The sequence below is a fragment of the Neobacillus notoginsengisoli genome (assembly GCF_003515685.1).
In the GTDB taxonomy this organism is placed as follows: Bacteria; Bacillota; Bacilli; order Bacillales; family Cytobacillaceae; genus Bacillus_D; species Bacillus_D notoginsengisoli.
The window spans coordinates 97,486-117,001 of record NZ_QWEG01000006.1 but is presented as its reverse complement, the minus strand read 5'-3'; the positions used below and the strand labels follow the sequence as shown (position 1 = coordinate 117,001).

At 46.0% G+C, this 19,516-nt stretch carries 16 protein-coding genes, 1 tRNA gene and 1 pseudogene; 17 read left to right on the top strand and 1 reads right to left on the bottom strand.

The genetic code is table 11. The annotated features are described in order from the left end of the window. Window positions 1–2: 2 nt before the first annotated feature. From D1B31_RS10775 to yihA, 13 genes and pseudogenes are all read left to right on the top strand, one after another. On the top strand, window positions 3–458 hold the full coding sequence (locus tag D1B31_RS10775; protein WP_118920790.1) for a MarR family winged helix-turn-helix transcriptional regulator: 456 nt from the start codon (window positions 3–5) through the stop codon (window positions 456–458). Between the two features lie 10 nt (window positions 459–468). After that, complete coding sequence (gene racE, locus D1B31_RS10770; RefSeq protein ID WP_118920789.1) at window positions 469–1,266, top strand: glutamate racemase; 798 nt, start codon at window positions 469–471, stop codon at window positions 1,264–1,266. A 104-nt stretch (window positions 1,267–1,370) separates the two neighbouring features. Then, entirely contained in the window at window positions 1,371–2,429 is a 1,059-nt protein-coding gene (locus D1B31_RS10765) for a GerMN domain-containing protein (RefSeq protein WP_118920788.1), read from the top strand. Between the two features lie 290 nt (window positions 2,430–2,719). Further along, a complete protein-coding gene (gene rph, locus D1B31_RS10760; RefSeq protein WP_118920787.1) occupies window positions 2,720–3,475 on the top strand; it encodes a ribonuclease PH in 756 nt (251 codons plus the stop codon). 19 nt (window positions 3,476–3,494) lie between these two features. Next, window positions 3,495–4,097 carry an XTP/dITP diphosphatase gene (locus D1B31_RS10755; RefSeq protein WP_118920786.1) on the top strand — a complete coding sequence of 201 codons (603 nt, stop codon included), beginning with the start codon at window positions 3,495–3,497 and terminating at the stop codon, window positions 4,095–4,097. Between the two features lie 2 nt (window positions 4,098–4,099). Further along, window positions 4,100–4,615: a metallophosphoesterase gene (locus D1B31_RS10750; RefSeq protein ID WP_118920785.1), complete on the top strand. Its 516-nt coding sequence runs from the start codon at window positions 4,100–4,102 to the stop codon at window positions 4,613–4,615. A gap of 123 nt (window positions 4,616–4,738) precedes the next feature. Further along, window positions 4,739–4,812 (top strand) — tRNA-Arg (locus tag D1B31_RS10745). A gap of 257 nt (window positions 4,813–5,069) precedes the next feature. Further along, complete coding sequence (locus D1B31_RS10740; protein WP_158587519.1) at window positions 5,070–6,113, top strand: tetratricopeptide repeat protein; 1,044 nt, start codon at window positions 5,070–5,072, stop codon at window positions 6,111–6,113. Window positions 6,114–6,245: 132 nt separating this feature from the next. Next, a complete protein-coding gene (gene tig, locus D1B31_RS10735) occupies window positions 6,246–7,535 on the top strand; it encodes a trigger factor (RefSeq protein WP_118920783.1) in 1,290 nt (429 codons plus the stop codon). Window positions 7,536–7,911: 376 nt separating this feature from the next. After that, window positions 7,912–9,175 (top strand): annotated as a pseudogene (clpX, locus tag D1B31_RS10730) (ATP-dependent protease ATP-binding subunit ClpX). A gap of 386 nt (window positions 9,176–9,561) precedes the next feature. Next, on the top strand, window positions 9,562–11,280 hold the full coding sequence (lonB, locus tag D1B31_RS10725; RefSeq protein WP_118920782.1) for an ATP-dependent protease LonB: 1,719 nt from the start codon (window positions 9,562–9,564) through the stop codon (window positions 11,278–11,280). 490 nt (window positions 11,281–11,770) lie between these two features. Continuing rightward, window positions 11,771–14,098 (top strand): endopeptidase La, encoded by a 2,328-nt coding sequence (gene lon, locus D1B31_RS10720; RefSeq protein ID WP_118920781.1) that lies wholly within the window; start codon window positions 11,771–11,773, stop codon window positions 14,096–14,098. Beyond that, window positions 14,095–14,682, top strand: a complete 588-nt coding sequence (yihA, locus tag D1B31_RS10715) for a ribosome biogenesis GTP-binding protein YihA/YsxC (protein ID WP_118920780.1) — start codon at window positions 14,095–14,097, stop codon at window positions 14,680–14,682. The genes lon and yihA overlap by 4 nt, the downstream gene beginning before the upstream one ends. A gap of 72 nt (window positions 14,683–14,754) precedes the next feature. Here the strand turns inward: yihA and D1B31_RS10710 are convergent, their stop codons facing one another. Beyond that, complete coding sequence (locus tag D1B31_RS10710) at window positions 14,755–15,240, bottom strand: LiaI-LiaF-like domain-containing protein (protein WP_118920779.1); 486 nt, start codon at window positions 15,238–15,240, stop codon at window positions 14,755–14,757. Between the two features lie 317 nt (window positions 15,241–15,557). Between D1B31_RS10710 and hemA the strand changes: the two genes are divergently transcribed. Genes hemA through D1B31_RS10690 form a run of 4 tightly spaced genes read left to right on the top strand, consistent with a single transcriptional unit; the run spans window position 15,558 to window position 19,496 of the window. Next, complete coding sequence (hemA, locus tag D1B31_RS10705; protein ID WP_118920778.1) at window positions 15,558–16,904, top strand: glutamyl-tRNA reductase; 1,347 nt, start codon at window positions 15,558–15,560, stop codon at window positions 16,902–16,904. Between the two features lie 14 nt (window positions 16,905–16,918). Beyond that, on the top strand, window positions 16,919–17,752 hold the full coding sequence (locus tag D1B31_RS10700) for a cytochrome C assembly family protein (protein ID WP_118920777.1): 834 nt from the start codon (window positions 16,919–16,921) through the stop codon (window positions 17,750–17,752). Window positions 17,753–17,766: 14 nt separating this feature from the next. Continuing rightward, window positions 17,767–18,705, top strand: coding sequence for a hydroxymethylbilane synthase (hemC, locus tag D1B31_RS10695; protein WP_118920776.1), 939 nt, complete (start codon window positions 17,767–17,769; stop codon window positions 18,703–18,705). Then, the gene (locus D1B31_RS10690; RefSeq protein WP_118920775.1) at window positions 18,702–19,496 is read left to right on the top strand and encodes a uroporphyrinogen-III synthase; all 795 of its coding nucleotides are present in this window, start codon (window positions 18,702–18,704) and stop codon (window positions 19,494–19,496) included. Before hemC ends, D1B31_RS10690 begins: the two co-directional genes overlap by 4 nt. Window positions 19,497–19,516 lie beyond the last annotated feature (20 nt).

Below are 19,516 nucleotides of genomic sequence, written 5' to 3'. Positions count from 1 at the left end.
ATATGGAACAGGTTGAAATAGAAAAAACTGATATGGATATCGTAGCTAACATAGAAAAAGACCTTCGGTACATTGCGGGTATTATTAAGCAGAAGGGCCGCGAGCTGTTAAGTGATTATACAATCACGCCGCCTCAATTTATTGCCCTGCAATGGCTGTTTGAGGATGGGGATATGACGATTGGCGAATTATCCTCTAAAATGTACCTTGCATGCAGCACGACGACAGATCTTGTGGACCGGATGGAGAAAAGCAGCCTTGTCATGCGTGTAAGGGATCCAAAGGATCGCCGGGTTGTCAGGATTCATCTTCTTGAGGAAGGTGAAAGAATAATTGATGAGGTTATTAAAAAGCGTCGGGAATACTTACACGATACTTTAAAGAACTTTTCATCCGAGGAAATTCGGGTTTTGCATACCAACATGACTAAATTGCATCAAGAAATGCGTGAAAAATGAGGCGAGATTTTTGAAACACCCTATAGGAATCATCGATTCGGGCGTTGGCGGCCTTACCGTCGCCAAGGAGGTCATGAAGCAGCTTCCGAATGAAAAAATCATCTATCTTGGTGATACGAAGAGATGCCCCTATGGACCCCGGCCGGTCGGTGAAGTTAAAAAATTCACATGGCAATTGACGCGTTTTTTACTGAAGAAAAAGATTAAAATGCTTGTCATTGCCTGCAATACAGCAACTGCCGCGGCACTTGATGACATCCGCCGTGAACTGGATATCCCAATTATCGGGGTTATCTACCCTGGCGCAAGGGCCGCTATTAAAAATACGAACAACTATCATATTGGAGTTATCGGGACGATTGGAACGGTAAAGAGCGGGGCTTATGAAAAAGCGTTGAAGTCACTTGTGAGCAGGGTTTCGGTCAAGAGCCTGGCCTGTCCGAAGTTCGTTCCACTTGTCGAGAGCGGCGAGGTGGAAGGGGAGCTGGCTAAAAGGATTGTGGCCGAGTCGCTTGAACCGCTCAGGGGCGAAAAGCTTGATACACTCATCCTTGGCTGCACCCATTATCCGCTGCTTGAACCGCTTATAAAAGCCGAAATGGGTGAAGAAGTAAAAGTCATCAGTTCTGGGGATGAAACCGCCCGCGAGGTCAGTACCATCCTTGAATATAATGGCATGCTCGCCGCCAGGAACAGAAAACCTGCGCACGAATTTTATACGACTGGTTCCAACGTGATTTTTGCCAGGATTGCTTCTAACTGGCTCGGATATGAAGTGAAAAATGTAAAAACAATTACATTGGTTTGACTTGTGAAAGCTCCCTCTTGGGGGCTTTATTTTTTTATAGGGTTGGTCTAATTTTCTCCTGGGCTCGTATATATGTAGTACAAACTGTCTCAGGAGGGATTTTCATGTCCACAAATAAAAAAGGAGTGCTCGGATCCGCCATTCTTGTATCGGCTTTACTGCTTTCGGGATGCGGGTTGTTCGGAACAGAAACGGTAAAAAAAATCGACCCGCCAAAAAGTACTGCGTATACGAAGGACAGCGGCCTAGCAAATTCCATTCAGGATAAAGAAGCGACAGAAACGGAAGGAACGGTGAAAACCGAACTCTATCTGATTGATAAAGACGGCTATGTAGTCTCACAAACACTCAGCCTTCCGAAAAAAGCCGCAGTTGCCAAACAGGCGTTGGAGCACCTAGTGGAAAATGGACCTGTGTCAGAAATGCTTCCGAACGGTTTTCGGGCCGTCCTCCCGGCTGATACCGATGTTTCGGTTGATGTCAAAAAAGACGGGATGGCTATTGTAAACTTTTCGAAGGAATTCAAAAATTACCAGCCTGAGGATGAACAGCGGATTCTAGATGCAGTAACGTGGACATTGACTCAGTTCGACTCCATCAAAAAAGTGAAATTAAAAATGAACGGACATGAACTGACCGAAATGCCGGTCAATGGAACACCAATCAGTGAAAACCTCTCCAGGACATCAGGAATCAACATGGATTCATCCAATGTAACGGATATCATGAATACAAGGCCTGTCACAGTTTACTATATTGGCGGCAAAGAGGGCGCCTACTATTATGTGCCAGTCACACGCAGGGTGAGCAATACGATCGAAACGAATATCGAGGCGGCCGTCATGGAGCTTGCAAAAGGCCCATCCTCTGCCCTCTTGGATAGCGACTTTATGAACAAGGTCAAGCTTGTTGACAAGCCAAAAGTGGAAAACGGAACGGCAACCCTTAATTTTAATGAAGCTGTTTACGGAAGTTTCAAAGAGGAGGAAAAAGTTATTTCCCAGCACCTTCTTGATGCACTTGTCCTTACTCTGACCGAACAAGAAGGAATTGATAAAGTGTCCATTCAAGTCAATGGCAAAGCAGAGCTTGTCAAGGAGGACGGCAAGAAGCTGACCGAGCCGGTCACCCGCCCGCAAAAAGTTAATACCGGCAGTTTTTAAAAAACTAAATTTTGTTATACTATATAATGAGTGAGAGAGGCAGGCGATTACGGCCGCCTCTTCTTTATTGCTTGGCTCTGTTAAGTTGGCTGTTGATTTCCACTTCGGGCACACGCTTTCCGCGGGGTGTCAGTGGGGCCTCCTCGGTGCTCAAAGCGCCTGTGGGGTCTCCACTTTGCCGCTACATCCCGCCGGAGTCGGTCCCCTCCGTTTCAATCAACGTAGTTAAATTAACAGTTTTTTACATAGCCTATTACTAAAAAATTATCGGATTAAAAGGAGGAAGTAAAATGCGTTTTGATGGCAGGGAACCGCTGCAGTTAAGGCCAATACATATTGAAACAAATTATTTGAAACATCCTGAAGGGTCAGTGCTCATTTCTGTGGGGGACACGAAGGTCATTTGTGCAGCCAGCATTGAGGACAGGGTTCCGCCTTTTATGAGAGGGGAAGGCAAAGGGTGGGTTACGGCCGAGTATTCCATGCTGCCGCGGGCAACTGATCAACGAAACATCCGCGAATCCTCCAAAGGTAAGGTTTCAGGCAGGACGATGGAAATCCAAAGATTAATTGGTCGTGCCCTACGCGCGGTTGTTGACCTTGAAGCAATTGGCGAGCGGACGGTATGGATCGACTGCGATGTGATCCAAGCTGATGGCGGCACGAGGACCGCATCCATAACGGGGGCTTTTGTGGCCATGGCGATTGCACTGAACGGGCTTGTTGAAAAGAAGTCATTGACTCGCTTTCCGATCACAGACTTCCTTGCTGCCACAAGTGTCGGCATCCTAGGAACTGGACAAGCAGTCCTAGACCTGAATTATGTCGAAGATTCAAGTGCCGCAGTTGATATGAATGTCGTCATGACCGGAAACGGCGAATTTGTCGAACTGCAGGGAACAGGGGAAGAGTCGACATTTTCACGGAGCCAGCTCGCCCAAATGCTTGAGGCGGCAGAGGCTGGACTGATTGAACTTTTCGAGAAGCAAAAAAACGCGCTTGGAGAAACAATTTCAGGTAAAATAGAGGCCAATAGAAGGAAGTAACCAAAGGGAGGCGAATACGATGAAAGAAGTTCTAATTGCGACTAAGAATCCGGGGAAGGCAAAAGAGTTCGAGGCCATTTTTGCTAAAAGAGGAGTAAAAGTTCTGACGCTTCTCGATTTTCCTGATGCCCCCGATGTTGAGGAAAATGGAACGACATTTGCCGAAAATGCGATCCTAAAAGCAGAAACGATATCTAGACAAATTGGCAAGGCGGTCATTGGCGACGATTCTGGGCTAGCCGTCGATGCGCTTGAAGGACGGCCTGGCATTTATTCAGCGCGCTATGCAGGCGAGCCAAAGGACGATGAAGCAAATATTGATAAGGTGCTGGCGGAGTTGCATGGCGTGCCGGAAGAGAAAAGGACAGCGAAATTCCATTGCGCTCTGGCGTTGGCCGTTCCCGGAAAGGAAACTGTTACCGTTCATGGCACATGCCAAGGAATGATTATTGATGAGCGGCGAGGCTTGAACGGATTCGGCTATGATCCAGTGTTCTATGTGACGGAATTGGGACGGACGATGGCGGAACTGGAAAAAGACGAAAAGAATGCCATCAGCCACCGCGCCAATGCACTGAAAAACCTTGAAGCATTGCTTGATGAACGTGGGACGGGTGCTTGATTATGAAACGGATTTTAGTCGTCAGTGACAGCCACGGACTGACGCAGCCGCTTCAGGATATCAGGGAAAAGCATCCGGAAGTAAGCTTATTCATCCATTGCGGCGACTCGGAATTGCCGCGGGAGGATCCAGCATTGGATGGCTATGTCCCTGTTGGCGGGAACTGCGACTTTTACCCAGGTTTTCCCGATGATGAATTGATTGAAATCGCCGGCAAAAAAATCTTCGTTACTCACGGACATCGCCATTCGGTTAAGTCGACTCTGATGAATCTCCAGTACAAGGCGGAAGAGCTCGGTGCTAAAATCGTCTGCTTCGGACACTCGCATTCTCTTGGGGCGGAACTGTCGGGAGGAATCCTATTCATTAATCCTGGCAGCATCCGGCAACCAAGAGGACGGAGGGAACGGACCTATGTGATCCTAGGGCTCGGAGACAGTGAAGTTGAGGTACGAGTGTTTGATTTGGAAGACGGCGAGATTCCTGGATTGCACAGAATTTTCCGGATAGGTGAGTAAAAGAGGGGCAGCTTGCCTGCTCCCTCTTTTAACAAAAAATAATTGTTGACAAGTCGTTGCTTGCCTACTATAATAAGAAATGTCCTCAGGAACACCATAGTGTGTCAGTATTTATTTTTTTATGTCCCAGTAGCTCAGCTGGATAGAGCAACGCCCTTCTAAGGCGTCGGTCGGGAGTTCGAATCTCTCCTGGGACGCTATCAAGAGCCGGTCATCTCTTTTAAGAGGTGGCCGGCTCTTTTTCTTTGTTAAAATGAGTAATTACAGACTCTCCGAACGGGAAAGCCCACTCCTCCAGGGGTGGGATGGGAGTGGCTGCCGGCCAGGAAGAAGGCAATGGATTCAGAACCCCACGGGTATAGCCGTGGGAGTATCAGCCCAAAACATCCTCTAAATTGTATTTTACACAGCGCCGTGCTACACTTTTTTCAACTACGAACGAAGGATGACAGCTATGAAAAAGAGTGGCGAAGAAAACATTATCCTTTTTCCGAATGTGGAGCGCAGGCTGGCTGAAAAGGGGATTGAGGCGCTGCAGGTAAAAAATTACCGGGAAGCCGCCGATTTCCTCGAGCAGGCCTACGAATTGGATCCTGCCAATAGTGATGTGATGGCAGCGCTTGTCCTTGCCTATTTTGAAGCTGGCGCACTTAGAAAGGCGAAAGAACTTTGCCGTGAAATGCTTTTGACAGGAGCGGGGGATTATTTTCAGCTCACGGAAATGTATTTGACCATCCTGATTCAGCTTCATGAATATTCGGAAATTACCGAAGTCCTTGAGGCTCTTTTTGAGGAAAGGGAAGTTCCGCCAGAAAAAACAGAACATTTTCAAACGATCCTTGAATTTTGCAAAAGAATGGCTGAGAACGAACCGCTGCATAAAAGCATGGAGCAATTAGATGAAGACAATCCTGCATATAAAGAAGCTGTAGAAATCCGGCCGGGAGAACTTGATTTTTTCAAATTAAATGACCTTAGGGAACAGGTGGTCATTGCAGGGAAACTTGCATCCCAGCCAATCGACCCTCTGCTGCCGGAAATAAGGAGATTTCTCGGAGCGGATACTGGTCATCCGTTTCTAAAAACAATGCTTCTCAATGTATGTAAAGAGCAACAAATCAACACGCCGCTGACCGTCATGAAATTCGGTATCAAACAAGATTTTATTCCTAATGAACTGCCTGAGCTTCATCTGATTCCCATTGAGGTAAAAATAGCACGTCTTCTTGAAGAAGAGCTTGAACAAAGTGAACCGGTGTTGCTTGAAAGTGTCTTGAGCCTTGTGCACAGGCATTACATTGCGGTTTATCCGTTTGAACTAAAACCGGTCAGTCCGGCTGCCTGGGCGGCTGCTTTCCATTATACGGCTATAGCCTATCTTGGATCTTCGCCGGATATGGAAAGTGTCGGTCAAATATATAAAGGAGAGGAGGGAGATATGGCAAAAGCAGTAAAATGGATTGAAAAAGTGGAGGAAATTTCTTATCCGATAATTTAGCCGTCGGTGTTGAAAGAACATTATCGTGTGTTATAATGTAGTGGTTGCAATATGTAAACGTCTAATGTTTTACATAAATTGGCTATTCCACCATTGATAAAATAGGAGAATAGATAGTTGGAGGGAACAAATATGTCTGCTACATGGGAAAAATTAGAAGGGAACCGCGGGGTTCTTACAGTAGAGGTTGGCGAAGAAAAAGTTAACGAAGCAATTGATTTCGCCTTCAAAAAAGTTGTGAAAAAGGTTAACGCTCCTGGCTTCCGTAAAGGGAAAATGCCACGTCCGATTTTCGAAAAAATGTATGGTGTTGAAGCACTTTACCAGGATGCAATCGATTACCTTCTTCCTGAAGCGTACGGAAATGCAATCGATGAAACAGGCATCGAGCCAATCGACCGCCCTGAAATCGATGTTGAGAAATTCGAAAAAGGCTCCAGCTTTGTATTCAAAGCAACTGTCGAAGTTAAGCCTGAAGTAAAGCTAGGCGAGTACAAAGGCCTTGAAGTAGAAGAGTTTGATACAACTGTTTCTGATGAAGACGTCAATAAGGAAATCGAAGCTCTTCAAGAACGCCATGCTGAGTTGGTCGTCAAAGAAGAAGGCGTTGCTGAAAATGGCGACACCGTCGTTATTGATTTCAAAGGCTTTGTTGATGGCGAGGCATTCGAAGGCGGAGAATCTGAAAACTACTCGCTTGAACTCGGTTCAGATTCATTCATTCCAGGCTTTGAAGAGCAACTAGTAGGTGTTGCAGCTGGTGAATCAAAGGATGTAGAGGTATCATTCCCTGAGGAGTACCATGCAGCGGAACTTGCCGGCAAGCCAGCTACTTTCAAGGTGACTGTGCATGAAATTAAAGGAAAAGAACTACCTGAGCTTGATGATGAGTTCGCAAAGGATGTGGATGAGGAAGTTGAAACTCTAGATGAGTTGAAGGCTAAAATAAAGTCCCGTCTTGAGCATGATAAAAACCACCAAAAAGAACATCATGTCCGCGACACGGTTGTAGAAAAAGCTGCTGAAACGACAGAAGTTGAAATTCCATCCGTCATGGTTCAAAGTGAAACTGACCGTATGATGCAAGAATTTGAGCAGCGCCTTCAAATGCAGGGCATGAATCTTGAGCTATACTTCCAATTCTCAGGACAAGATGAAGAAGCCCTTCGTGAGCAAATGAAGACCGATGCTGAGAAGCGCGTACGTGTCAACCTTACCCTAGAAGCAATCGCGAATGCTGAGAATATCGAAGTAACTGAAGAGGATATCAATGCCGAACTTGAGAAAATGGCAGAAATGTACAATATGACTCAAGAGCAAATCGTTACCGCTCTTGGAGGAACAGACGTACTTAAATCTGACATTGAGAAGAATAAAGCGGTTGACTTCCTTGTTGAAAACAGCAAAACTGTTGCGAAATAAGGACAAAAGCCAAACAAGGCACGATTTATCGTGCCTTGTTTTATACATTTAAATGGATACATATTATAATGTAAGTAAATACATAAATAGAAATTTCATGTGATTGGTTAAAAACAGGCTTAATTAGCGGAAAAATTGGATAAGCTTTAAGGAGTGCACCGTTTAGGGTATTGGAAATACGTCAGTCTTACATAAGCAGAAAATGGGTTCAAAGCAGGAGCCAGCAAGAGTTTTTATTTCCAGTAAACATAGAAAATGTGGTACAATGCAATACATAGCGCATCTAGAATAAAGTTATGAACCGATTATTTCCTAAATAACCTGCCGGAAATGCAGCGTTTAAATAGTCTAATCCGTTCTTTAAGGGGTGAAAGGTTTGTTCAAATTTAATGATGAAAAAGGGCAATTAAAGTGCTCCTTCTGTGGCAAAACACAGGATCAGGTAAGGAAACTTGTTGCCGGGCCTGGTGTATATATATGTGACGAATGTATCGAATTATGTACTGAAATTGTTGAGGAGGAACTTGGTACAGAGGAAGAAGTCGAGTTTAAAGATGTACCGAAACCTAGAGAAATTTGCGAAATCCTTGATGAGTATGTAATCGGCCAGGACAAAGCGAAGAGATCACTCTCCGTTGCGGTGTACAACCATTATAAAAGGATTAACTCCAATAGCAAAATTGACGACGTTGAGCTTTCCAAGAGTAATATTTGTATGATTGGACCAACAGGAAGCGGAAAAACGCTCCTTGCCCAAACGCTTGCTCGTATTCTCAATGTTCCATTTGCGATTGCTGATGCAACCTCTCTTACCGAAGCGGGTTATGTCGGTGAGGATGTTGAAAATATCCTTCTTAAATTGATTCAGGCTGCCGATTATGATGTCGAAAAAGCGGAAAAAGGGATTATTTATATCGATGAAATTGATAAAATTGCCCGTAAGTCCGAGAACCCTTCGATTACAAGAGATGTTTCTGGTGAAGGCGTCCAGCAGGCGCTCCTTAAAATCCTTGAAGGGACAGTCGCAAGCGTTCCTCCACAGGGCGGTCGTAAGCATCCTCATCAGGAGTTCATCCAGATTGATACAACGAATATCCTGTTCATCTGCGGTGGTGCATTTGACGGAATCGAGCCGATCATCAAGCGCAGGCTTGGACAGAAGGTCATCGGCTTTGGGTCCGATGTAAAACAGGAAGATGTTAGCCAGAAAGAGCTACTATCAAGAGTGCTCCCTGAAGACTTGCTAAAATTCGGGTTAATCCCTGAATTCATTGGCCGACTCCCGGTTATCGCCAGCCTGGAGCAGCTTGATGAAGGCGCGTTGATCGAAATTTTGACAAAGCCGAAGAATGCATTGGTAAAGCAATACCAAAAAAATGCTTCAGCTTGATGATGTAGAGCTTGAATTTGAAGAAGGCGCACTGACTGAAATTGCGAAAAAGGCGATTGAGCGCAAAACCGGCGCCCGCGGCCTTCGTTCTATCATTGAAGGAATCATGCTTGATGTCATGTTCGACCTTCCTTCCCGTGATGATATTACGAAGTGCATCATCACTGGTGAGACTGTGGCTGAAAACAGCATCCCGAAGCTCATCCTTGAAGACGGGACAGTCATTGAAGAAGAACGCAACTCAGCATAATAAGTAAAGATAAAACTGTCCGGCAATCCGCTGGGCAGTTTTTTTGCCTAGAAAATTTAGAAAGCTGTTGCTTATGAGTTGACTGAAGAGGAAGGCACGAAGACTCATCGAAAATGCTATCGCATTTTCTTCGTGCAGGATTATTCGAGGAAGCTGGTTTGTCCTGCGGGATTAGTGGCAAGAGGAGACCCCGCAGACGCTAAAGCGTCGAGGAGGCTCCACGGCCGCCCCGCGGAAAGCGAAGTGCCTGGAACGGAAGTCAACAAACCTGCTCATTATAACAACAAATTTTGCCTTTCCTGGATTCTTTGCTTTTTTTGTTTAGTGGTTCCCTTCAACGGAAATACTATCTTTATATCAGTACTACGTTTTCGGGAGGGAAAAGGATGAGTTGGACAAGCATCGCTCTCTTTATACAACTCTTCTTTGGGATTATCATCGGGTTGTATTTTTGGAACTTATTAAAGAATCAGCGAACCCAAAAAGTCTCAATTGATAAGGAATCACGCAAGGAAATGGAACAACTGAGAAAAATGAGATCCGTTTCACTGTCAGAACCGCTCGCGGAAAAGGTAAGGCCCGCTACCTTTAATGACATTGTCGGCCAAAAGGATGGAATTAGGGCACTAAAGGCAGCTCTGTGCGGCCCCAACCCACAGCATGTCATTATTTACGGTCCTCCGGGAGTCGGAAAGACGGCCGCAGCGAGACTTGTGCTCGAGGAGGCAAAGAAAAATGGGAAATCTCCTTTTAAGCAGTCATCCGTATTTGTTGAGCTCGATGCAACGACTGCCCGTTTTGATGAAAGGGGAATCGCTGATCCACTGATTGGCTCTGTCCATGACCCGATTTACCAGGGCGCTGGAGCGATGGGGCAGGCTGGCATTCCCCAGCCGAAACAAGGCGCTGTGACAAATGCACACGGCGGCGTTTTGTTCATTGATGAAATCGGAGAACTTCACCCAATTCAGATGAACAAGCTTCTAAAGGTGCTCGAAGACAGAAAGGTTTTTCTTGAAAGTGCCTATTATAATGAAGAAAACAGTTCAATCCCGACCCATATCCATGATATTTTCAAGAATGGACTACCAGCGGATTTCAGGCTGGTGGGAGCGACGACAAGGACGCCGAATGAAATTCCCCCGGCTATCCGTTCACGTTGTATGGAAGTGTTTTTCAGGGAGTTATCCCAGGAAGAAATTAGTGCAGTTGCCAAAAAAGCAGCTGATAAAGTAGGCATGGCAATTCCGGAATCGGCACTTGGCATCCTTTCGAATTACGCCAGAAATGGCCGTGAAGCAGTCAATATGGTCCAAACTGCCGCCGGGCTTGCGATGACAGAAGATCGATTGACGATTAAGGATGCGGATATCGAGTGGGTAATCCATTCCAGCCAGGCCGCACCAAGAATGGAACGGAAAATTAACGACCTCCCTTGTATCGGGCTTGTGAATGGATTGGCAGTGTACGGACCGAATTCAGGAGCGCTTTTGGAAATAGAAGTAACTGTCATCCCGACAAAGGAAAAAGGCTCGATCAATATTACCGGTATTGTTGAGGAAGAGAGTATCGGAGGGCAAGGCAAGTCCATTCGCCGAAAAAGTATGGCACGTGGTTCCATTGAAAACGTGATTACCGTTTTGCGTACGATGGGCGTCCCGGCTGATGAGTACGATATTCATGTCAACTTCCCGGGTGGAATCCCAATTGATGGTCCTTCAGCTGGTATCGCGATGGCGTCGGGGATTTACTCTGCAATCTATCAAGTTCCGGTTGACAACAAGGTTGCCATGACGGGTGAAATTTCAATCCACGGGAATGTAAAGCCGATAGGCGGCATTTTTGCAAAAGTCATAGCTGCCAAAATGGCGGGTGCGGACACAGTGATCGTTCCTGCCGAAAACATGCAGTCGATTTTGAAAGAAATAGACGGAATCAATATTGTGCCGGTCAGTCATTTTACCGAAGTGATTGATATTGCGCTTAAGACTGATACAGCTACAGGCACAGGGCCGCTTAAAGGAATAGCCAATATTATTCCGGATGCAGGAAATGGCAAAGTGATAACAGCAGCGAATCAGCATTCGGATAAAGAATCGATTTAAGATTACGGGGAAGCATCCCTCATGTGAAACTTCGGTTGCAAGGAATGCCGGAGTTTCTTTTTTTGGCCGAACAAAGCATATCATGCTGTCTGGCAATGGATACTAAGAGTGAGGACTAAAATGAAGATATAGTAATCCAGCTCCACAAAGGGAAGCTTCGGAAGCATAAGCAACGCACGAAGAAAAAGCGTTAGCTTTTTCGAGGAGCGCCTAGCCCCTCGAGGTCTTAAGCCGACTCCCTCCGGAGGGCAGGCCCATCCTGCGGGACCCGTCTTAAGCTTGGCTACGCTTCGCTCGCATTAAGGGCGACTAAGGCTTTGCTGTCGCAAAACCAAGTCTTCCTATATCGGGGCTGCCCAAGGCGCTTCCGCTTTTTGTTGGCTTGTAATGATTTCGATATATTAGACACACTTTCTTAAATAAGATAGAATTGTACAAAGACAAATCCTTTAAAAGGGATAATTGAAAGTACTTTGGAGGTGCAAGGGTTATGCCGGAAACGAGTGAAAAAATCGTCCCCCTCCTGCCACTTCGGGGTTTGCTGGTTTATCCGACAATGGTTCTCCATTTGGATGTGGGCAGGGAAAAATCTGTCCAGGCACTCGAAAAAGCAATGGTCGATGACCACCTGATATTTTTAACAACCCAAAAAGATGTCTCAATAGATGATCCCGATGAGGAAGACTTGTATAACATTGGGACTCTTACTAAAGTGAAACAAATGCTGAAGCTTCCGAACGGCACAATCCGTGTCCTCGTGGAAGGGCTAAAGCGGGCGCGCATTTTGTCATTCCATGATTTGGAAGACCACTTTTCGGTCAATATCGAGCTTTTTGAGGACAAGGAAACGAAGGATGTCGAAGACCAGGCCTTGATGAGGACTATGCTGGACTATTTTGAGCAATACATAAAGATGTCGAAAAAGATTTCTGCCGAAACATATTCCTCAGTTGCAGATATCGAAGAACCGGGCAGAATGGCGGATATTATCTCTTCCCATCTTCCGCTGAAACTAAAGGACAAGCAGGAAATCCTTGAAACGATTGATGTAAAGGACAGGATGTCAAAGGTCATCGACATCATCCATAATGAAAAGGAAGTCCTGAACCTCGAGAAGAAAATTGGCCAGCGCGTTAAACGATCGATGGAGCGCACACAAAAGGAATATTACCTGCGCGAGCAGATGAAGGCCATTCAGAAGGAACTTGGCGAAAAAGAAGGAAAAACAGGCGAAATTACGGAACTGACAGAGAAAATTGAGATGTCCGGTATGCCTGAAAATGTGATGGAAACCGCTTTGCGTGAGCTTGATCGATATGAAAAAGTACCATCAAGTTCTGCCGAAAGCGCCGTTATCCGCAACTATATTGATTGGCTTGTCTCTCTCCCGTGGGACAAAAGAACCGATGATGACCTCAACATTGACAGGGCCGAAAAGATTTTGAATGAGGATCACTACGGCCTTGAAAAAGTAAAGGAACGGGTGCTAGAATATTTGGCTGTTCAAAAGCTGACCAATTCCTTGAAGGGGCCGATCCTTTGCCTTGCGGGACCTCCCGGAGTTGGTAAAACAAGCCTTGCCAGGTCGATTGCCAGATCCTTGAACAGAAACTTTATCCGTGTTTCGCTTGGCGGCGTCCGCGATGAATCGGAAATACGCGGCCACCGGAGAACGTATGTCGGAGCGATGCCTGGCCGGATTATTCAGGGCATGAAAAAGGCGGGAACGATTAATCCAGTGTTCCTGCTGGATGAAATTGATAAAATGTCGAACGATTTCCGCGGCGACCCGTCCTCGGCGATGCTCGAGGTGCTCGACCCTGAACAAAACCATAATTTTAGTGACCACTATATTGAGGAGCCATATGATCTCTCAAAAGTCATGTTCATCGCGACGGCCAACAATCTGGCGACCATTCCGGGACCGCTGCGTGACCGGATGGAGATTATCACGATTGCAGGCTATACAGAAATTGAGAAGGTCCATATTACAAAAGACCACCTTCTGCCGAAACAAGTGAAAGAAAATGGCCTTTCAAAGGGAACCTTGCAGGTACGTGAAGACGCGATCCTGAAGACAGTCCGCTACTATACAAGGGAAGCAGGCGTCCGAAGCCTCGAACGTCAAATGGCGACCATCTGCCGAAAAACGGCTAAAATCATCGTTGCCGGCGAAAAGAAAAAAGTCGTTGTAACCGAGAGAAACCTGGAGGATTTCCTTGGGAAGCCGAAATTTCGCTATGGACAGGCCGAGCTTGAGGACCAAATCGGTGTTGCGACAGGGCTCGCGTACACAACCGTTGGCGGTGACACACTGCAAATCGAAGTTTCCATCTCACCTGGTAAAGGGAAGTTGGTGCTAACCGGTAAGCTTGGGGATGTTATGAAGGAATCCGCCCAGGCCGCATTCAGCTATATTCGCTCAAAAGCTGAAGAGCTTGGTATTGAGACGGATTTCCATGAAAAATACGATATTCATATCCACGTTCCTGAAGGCGCTGTGCCGAAGGACGGACCGTCTGCGGGTATAACGATTGCGACAGCCCTCGTTTCTGCTTTGAGCGGCAAGCCGATTCGCCGCGAGGTTGGCATGACAGGAGAAATTACGCTGCGCGGGCGTGTGTTGCCAATTGGCGGGTTGAAAGAAAAAACATTAAGCGCACATCGCGCGGGGCTCACGAAAGTGATTTTGCCGAAAGATAACGAAAAAGATATTGATGATATTCCTGAAAGTGTTCGCAATGAACTGAAATTCGTCCTCGTTTCCCATGTCGATGAAGTTCTGAAGCACGCGCTGTCGGATGGGGGAGCTTTATGAAAATAAAGAGTGCAGAGATAGTCATTAGTGCGGTGAAGCCGGATCAATATCCTGATGCGGCTTTGCCTGAGTTTGCGCTGGCCGGGCGTTCAAATGTCGGCAAGTCTTCTTTTATTAACAAATTGCTAAACAGGAGGAATCTTGCGCGCACTTCATCAAAGCCGGGTAAAACACAGACATTGAATTTTTACCTTGTGAATGAACTGCTCCATTTCGTTGATGTGCCTGGATACGGATATGCGAAAGTTTCGAAGAGTGAGCGCGAGGCGTGGGGCCGGATGATTGAAACGTATTTTACGATGCGTGAGCAGTTGAAGGCTGCCGTACTGATTACCGATTTACGTCATCCTCCGACTGCGGATGACCGGATGATGTACGATTTTCTGAAGCACCATGGCATTCCGGCCATTGTCATCGCGACGAAAGCTGATAAAATTCCGAAGGGGAAGTGGCAGAAGCATTTAAAGGTGACGAAGGAAACCTTGGATGTCGATCCCGAAGACCCAATTGTGGTTTTCTCTTCTGAAACAGGTGAAGGAAAAGATAAGGTTTGGGCATTATTCCAGGAATATATGGATAGATGATGAAACATATAGATAGAAAAAGCCTGGCAAACTTTGTTGATGGATCAACGGTTCGCCAGGCTTTTTTTAAATCTATCTTCTCTTTGCAAAAACTAGCCACGCTCCGATTGCGAGGAGGATAGCGGGCCAAAATTTCCACACGAGCGTCATGCTGCTTCCGGTTTGGCCGAACAAGGCATCGACTTGCTCGGTAAAGATGAGCAGAATAGCAACTGCGAGGAAAAGCAGGCCGTGGAAGAGCCCGTTCCCCGTTTTTTGATACCGCAGCAGGAAGCCGAGTGCAATGATGGCCATAAATGTTCCGGTATCCGGTGGCCAGGATTGCACATTTCCGGCGATGTGAAAATGCCCCCCGAGTCCTGTCAGGATTGTTCCAGGAAGGATGGCATCATGCTCCCTCGTTAAATATCCCTGGCAGAGGAAAGCAATCCCGACAATAAGTAACAGAGTCGGCCAAGTATAAAATTTCTCTAGCAGTTCAATTTCCGATTTCTCCATAAAAAAATAAGCCCCGAACCCAATCAGGACAATTCCGGGAAAAAGCTGTCTGTTTTTCATCGTAACCCTCCGCTTCCAGTAAGGTTCTCTTGAACTATCGCTGTTTATTTGATAATGTACATATGTATGAGTAATTTAAAATCATTCTAATAAACGTATGCGCACCGGCTTAACCAGGCCCCGCGCTTTTATAGTCTAGCTCCGACGGCTAGGGGATCGGGGTCTTAAGCCTGTCGTCCCTGATCAAGCCGTTTCTGCTTTTAATAATACCATATTGTTTCGGTTTCTGTTCACATTTTTGGGGCAAACCCGTATTTGGCCCGTGATATAATCTGAGTAGTTAGTTACGTGATTACGTTGGGGGTGTTATTTACTATATGCATATTTTAGTGGTAGGACTTAATTACAAAACCGCCCCAGTTGAAATCCGTGAGCGGCTTACGTTCAAGCAGGACGATCTTCGGGAGGCTGCTAAGACGCTTCATGGAAAAAAAGCCATTCTTGAGAATGTCATCCTGTCGACGTGCAACAGGACAGAAATCTATGCGGTTGTGGACCAGGTCCATACAGGGCGTTATTACATGAAGGAATTTCTGGCTGAATGGTTCGGCCTGGAACAAAAGGAGTTCTCCCCGTTCCTCTTTATTTACGAGGGAGACGGCGCCGTTGAGCACTTGTTAAACGTTGCCTGCGGATTAAATTCAATGATTCTTGGTGAAACACAAATTCTTGGCCAAGTCCGCTCAAGCTTCCTTCTTTCTCAGGAAGAGGGCACGACGGGAACTGTGTTCAACCATTTATTCAAACAGGCGATTACCCTTGCAAAACGCGGCCATGCTGAAACGGAAATCGGCGCTAATGCCGTATCCGTCAGCTATGCGGCTGTTGAGCTTGCAAAAAAGATATTTGGATCACTTGAAGATAAAAATGTCCTCATTTTTGGCGCGGGTAAAATGGGTGAGCTTGCCGCCCAGAACCTTCATGGAAATGGGGTTGGCGGGGTGACCGTCATCAACCGGACATATGAAAAGGCTGAGCAGCTTGCAGACCGTTTTGGCGGCAAGGCAAAAATGCTATCCGAACTGCAATGCTCGCTTGTTGAGGCGGACATTGTCATCAGCTCGACCGGCTCAGATTCTTTTGTCATAACAAAGGAAACGATGGAACATGTAGAAAAGCTACGCAAAGGAAAACCGTTATTCATGGTCGATATCGCTGTTCCACGTGATTTGGATCCTGGCATTGCCGAACTGGACAATGTTTTCCTTTATGATATCGACGATCTTGAAGGAATTGTGGAAGCAAACCTTCAGGAGCGGAAAAAAGCCGCCGCGGTTATCATGATGATGATTGAAAAGGAAATTGTTGATTTTAAACAATGGCTAGGCATGCTCGGAGTCATTCCGGTCATCTCCGCCCTCAGGGAAAAGGCGAGCGGGATTCAGTCTGTCACAATGGCGAGCATTGAGCGAAAGCTTCCACACCTTTCCGAACGGGATAAGAAGGTATTGAACAAGCATACGAAAAGCATAATAAATCAGCTGCTAAAAGATCCGATCCTTCAGGCAAAAGAACTGGCTGCGCGCCCTGATGCCGAAGAGGCACTGGATTTGTTTATGACAATCTTTGATATTAAAGATCTTGTCGAAGAGGAACAACAAACGAAAGCAGCCGAAACCAAGAAAAAGTTGGTTCATGCACCGCAGGCTTCCTTTCAGTCATAAGAGAGGTAATGTCTATGTCTGACATCCATATGGCGCGACTGCACGAATTGACGGTCATCATTTATGCTTTAAGTGTGCTGTTATATTTCTTTGATTTTATCCACCATAACCGGAAGGCGAATCGCGTTGCCTTCTGGTTACTTGCATTTGTATGGATATTGCAAACCGCATTCCTTCTTTTTTATATGGTGAATACCGGCCGCTTCCCAGTCCTGACGATTATGGAAGGCCTTTATTTTTACGCCTGGATCCTCGTCAGTCTGTCGCTCGGGATCAACCATCTGCTTAAAATGGATTTTATTGTTTTTTTTACGAATATCCTTGGATTTATTGTCATGGCCATCCATATATTCGCACCGCACCAATATGAGTCGCATGTATTGGGTGAGCAGCTTATTTCTGAACTGCTGCTGATCCACATTACAATGGCCATTTTATCGTATGGGGCATTTTCTATGTCCTTTGTCTTTTCCGTCCTTTATTTGCTACAGTATGATTTGCTGAAGAGGAAAAAGTGGGGAACGAGGCTTGTCAGAATTGCAGATTTACCGCGTCTTGAACAGTTTTCTTATCTCCATGTTGTCGCGGGGGTGCCGATGCTTTTGTTAAGCCTTATTCTAGGCATGCAGTGGGCATTTATAAAAGTGCCTGAAATGCCCTGGTATGATATGAAAGTAATCGGTTCTTTTTTGCTATTGGCGTTTTATAGTATTTATTTATACTTGCGGATTGTGAGGGGCATGTCCGGGAAATCTCTGGCTTTATGGAATGTCGCTTCTTTCTTGATTGTATTAATTAATTTCTTTTTATTTGGCAAATTGTCATCATTTCACTTTTGGTATTCGTAAATTAGGAGGTTATCATGAGAAAAATTATTGTAGGTTCCAGACGGAGCAAGTTGGCATTAACACAGACGAACTGGGTGATTGACCAATTGAAGAAAATTGCCGGTCCTTCATTTGAGTTTGAAGTGAAGGAAATTGTGACGAAAGGTGACCGAATCCTGGATGTGACGTTATCAAAAGTTGGTGGCAAAGGCCTTTTTGTAAAAGAAATCGAACAGGCGATGTTTGACAGGGAAATTGACATGGCTGTCCACAGCATGAAAGACATGCCGTCCGTTTTGCCCGATGGCCTGACCATTGGCTGCATCCCATTTCGTGAGGATCACCGTGATGCGCTCATTTCAAGAGACCATGTGAAGCTTGAAGATCTGCCTGCGGGCTCGGTAATCGGAACGAGCAGCCTGCGCCGCAGCTCACAGCTTTTGGCAAAACGTCCCGACCTTGAAATTAAATGGATACGCGGCAATGTTGATACGCGCCTTGAGAAGCTGAATAATGGCGAATACGATGCAATTATCCTTGCAGCTGCCGGCCTTACCCGCCTCGGCTGGGCGAAGGAAGTTGTCACAGAACTGATTGATTCAGAAGTGTGCATCCCGGCTGTCGGCCAAGGAGCGCTTGCGATTGAGTGCCGGGAAGATGATAAAGAACTGCTTGAGTTATTTGAAAAATTCACCTGCAAAAAAACAGCTGCCGCCGTCCGTGCAGAACGATCCTTCCTGAACAAAATGGAAGGAAGCTGCCAGGTGCCGATTGGCGGTTTCGCGACTGCGGAAGAGGATGGCACAATCACGATGGACGTTCTTGTTGCTTCACCGGATGGCAAGGAAGTGTATAAGGAAACAGTCAGTGGGACGGACCCTGAAAAACTCGGCATTGAAGCCGGTGACCTCTTAATTGAAAGAGGCGCGAAAAAGCTGATTGACCGAGTAATAGAGGAGTTGGAAAATGAATGAACCGGCGGCTGCCCCTAAGCGATAAAAAAGTGCTCGTACCAAGGGGAGCCAGCCAGGCAAAATCGTTTTCCAGGCTGATTGAAAAACATGGAGGGATTCCAGTTGAAATCCCTCTTATATCCTTCAAGCCAGTCGCTCTAAACGATTCCCTTTTCGAAGTGATTGAAAAACTTGAAACATATGATTGGATTGTCTTTACAAGCAATGTGACAGTAGAGACATTCCTGTCCTTTTTCCCGGAAGGGTTGCCAGTAAAGCTCCCTAGAATCGCCGCCATCGGGGATAGAACTGGACACTTTCTGAAGGAAAAGGGGTATGAGGCGGAATTCATTCCTTCCAAATATGTTGCGGAAGTTTTTGCGGAAGAATTTATAGCCTATATCAACAAAGGGAGCAGGGTCCTTATTCCGAAAGGAAACCTGGCCAGGGAACACATTTCGAAGGAATTAAAGGAACATGGCTCTTTTGTCGATGAAATCATCGTCTATGAAACTTGCATGCCTGAAGAGAGCAAAAAAAAGCTGTTAGGAATGCTTGAGAAGCGGGAACTTGATGTTCTTATGTTTACAAGCCCTTCAACAATTGGCCACTTTGTAGAGACCGCTGGCGAAGAAAGGCTGAAAGAACTTGCGGATCGTTGTGTTGTCGCCTGCATCGGGCCGGTGACTTTGAAAAAGCTTCAGTCGCTTGGGATTCCAGTCCATGCTTGTCCGGACCAATACACGGTTGAACACATGGTGAATAGCACAATCGAATATTTGGAAAGCATCGATAAAAAAGATAAACTATAAACAGTAATAACAATCTGGTT

What these genes read in the sequence shown, in the direction of transcription:
- lon (WP_118920781.1), top strand. Translation starts at nt 11,771, where the DNA reads ATGCCGGAAACGAGTGAAAAAATCGTCCCCCTCCTGCCACTTCGGGGT.
- D1B31_RS10765 (WP_118920788.1), top strand. Translation starts at nt 1,371, where the DNA reads ATGTCCACAAATAAAAAAGGAGTGCTCGGATCCGCCATTCTTGTATCG.
- hemC (WP_118920776.1), top strand. Translation starts at nt 17,767, where the DNA reads ATGAGAAAAATTATTGTAGGTTCCAGACGGAGCAAGTTGGCATTAACA.
- D1B31_RS10690 (WP_118920775.1), top strand. Translation starts at nt 18,702, where the DNA reads ATGAACCGGCGGCTGCCCCTAAGCGATAAAAAAGTGCTCGTACCAAGG.
- D1B31_RS10740 (WP_158587519.1), top strand. Translation starts at nt 5,070, where the DNA reads ATGAAAAAGAGTGGCGAAGAAAACATTATCCTTTTTCCGAATGTGGAG.
- tig (WP_118920783.1), top strand. Translation starts at nt 6,246, where the DNA reads ATGTCTGCTACATGGGAAAAATTAGAAGGGAACCGCGGGGTTCTTACA.
- D1B31_RS10750 (WP_118920785.1), top strand. Translation starts at nt 4,100, where the DNA reads ATGAAACGGATTTTAGTCGTCAGTGACAGCCACGGACTGACGCAGCCG.
- D1B31_RS10710 (WP_118920779.1), bottom strand. Translation starts at nt 15,240, where the DNA reads ATGAAAAACAGACAGCTTTTTCCCGGAATTGTCCTGATTGGGTTCGGG.
- lonB (WP_118920782.1), top strand. Translation starts at nt 9,562, where the DNA reads ATGAGTTGGACAAGCATCGCTCTCTTTATACAACTCTTCTTTGGGATT.
- D1B31_RS10700 (WP_118920777.1), top strand. Translation starts at nt 16,919, where the DNA reads ATGTCTGACATCCATATGGCGCGACTGCACGAATTGACGGTCATCATT.
- D1B31_RS10755 (WP_118920786.1), top strand. Translation starts at nt 3,495, where the DNA reads ATGAAAGAAGTTCTAATTGCGACTAAGAATCCGGGGAAGGCAAAAGAG.
- rph (WP_118920787.1), top strand. Translation starts at nt 2,720, where the DNA reads ATGCGTTTTGATGGCAGGGAACCGCTGCAGTTAAGGCCAATACATATT.
- yihA (WP_118920780.1), top strand. Translation starts at nt 14,095, where the DNA reads ATGAAAATAAAGAGTGCAGAGATAGTCATTAGTGCGGTGAAGCCGGAT.
- hemA (WP_118920778.1), top strand. Translation starts at nt 15,558, where the DNA reads ATGCATATTTTAGTGGTAGGACTTAATTACAAAACCGCCCCAGTTGAA.
- D1B31_RS10775 (WP_118920790.1), top strand. Translation starts at nt 3, where the DNA reads ATGGAACAGGTTGAAATAGAAAAAACTGATATGGATATCGTAGCTAAC.